This is a genomic window from Paraburkholderia sp. GAS41, assembly GCF_050436545.1.
Lineage (GTDB): Bacteria > Pseudomonadota > Gammaproteobacteria > Burkholderiales > Burkholderiaceae > Paraburkholderia.
In genome coordinates, this window is sequence record NZ_JBNDMK010000086.1 from 1 (window position 1) to 1,292 (window position 1,292).

Annotated in this window: 1 protein-coding gene; it reads left to right on the forward strand. The window is 59.5% G+C overall.

What is annotated here, in order from left to right:
* The first annotated feature begins 56 nt into the window (after positions 1-56).
* A protein-coding gene (locus P3T43_RS35660) for an IS3 family transposase (protein WP_085952698.1) occupies positions 57-1,255 on the forward strand; the annotation gives its coding sequence in 2 pieces (ribosomal slippage) (positions 57-372 and positions 372-1,255; 1,200 coding nt in all).
* The last annotated feature ends 37 nt before the right edge of the window (positions 1,256-1,292 follow it).

Sequence of the window (1,292 nt, forward strand, 5' to 3'; positions counted from 1 at the left end):
TTAAAATAAGAGGGAGTCTTGTGACTAGTTTCAAGCCTAGGCAAATCGTGGAAAGCATTGAAGTTCTGACCGAGCCGGAGCGCCGTCGTCGGCGTTCGGTCCAGGAAAAAGTAGCCATCGTGCAGGAAACCCTGGAGCCGGGAGCAACGGTTTCAGCAGTTGCCCGTAGACACGGAGTGAACCCAAACCAGGTGTTTGCGTGGCGCAAGCAATACGAGGAAGGCAGCCTGGCAGCGGTGAAAGCTGGAGAAGCCGTGGTGCCTGCTTCGCAGTTGGCCACGGCGATGAAGGAAATCAGGGAACTGCAGCGTCTGCTTGGCAAGAAGACGCAGGAGGCAGAAATCCTGAAGGAAGCAGTCGAGTATGGCCGCTCAAAAAACTGGATTGCGCGCTCGCCCTTACTGCCCGGGGACGACCAATGAAAACGGTCTGCGATGTTCTCGGCGTGGCGCGCTCTGCTTTGGCAGTCAGAAAAGCCCGCTCTCCAGACTGGCAGGACGGCCGCCGCGCCCGACAGACCGACGACACGGAGCTGGTCGCTGCAATCCACGAGCATGTGGCGGGCTTGCCGACTTATGGATACCGACGAGTCTGGGCATTGCTGCGACGTAGTCACGAATTGACCGGTGCGCCGTGCGTGAACGCCAAGCGGGTCTATCGCGTCATGCGTGACCATCAGTTGCTGCTCCGGCGCCTTGGCCAGCGACGCGATACCCGCCGACATGATGGACGCATTGCCGTTGACCAGAGTAACGTCCGCTGGTGCTCGGACGGCTTCGAGTTCCGTTGTGACGATGGCTCGCCGTTGCGCGTGACGTTTGCGCTGGACTGCCATGACCGGGAAGCTATTAGTTGGGCAGCGACTACTGGCGGCCATAGCGGGGACGTCGTGCGCGATGTGATGCTCGCAGCGGTCGAGCAACGCTTCGGCACGCCGCAGGCAGGCGCACCCATCGAATGGCTGTCAGACAACGGCTCTGCCTACATCGACCACCGTACGCGCAGCTTTGCCCGCGAGTTGGGCCTGGAACCGTTGACGACGCCTGTTCGTTCGCCGCAGAGTAACGGTATGGCCGAGTCGTTCGTGAAGACAATCAAGCACGATTACATTGCCTTTATGCATAAGCCTGATGTGCCAACAGCGCTCTCACATCTGGCTGGCGCCTTTGAGCATTACAACGAACGCCACCCGCATAAGGCACTGAAGTACCGTTCCCCCCGGGAGTTCCGGCGAACCGCTGCATCATCAACTTAACGGTGTCTGCGTGTCCTGATTTACAGGGGCAACTCCA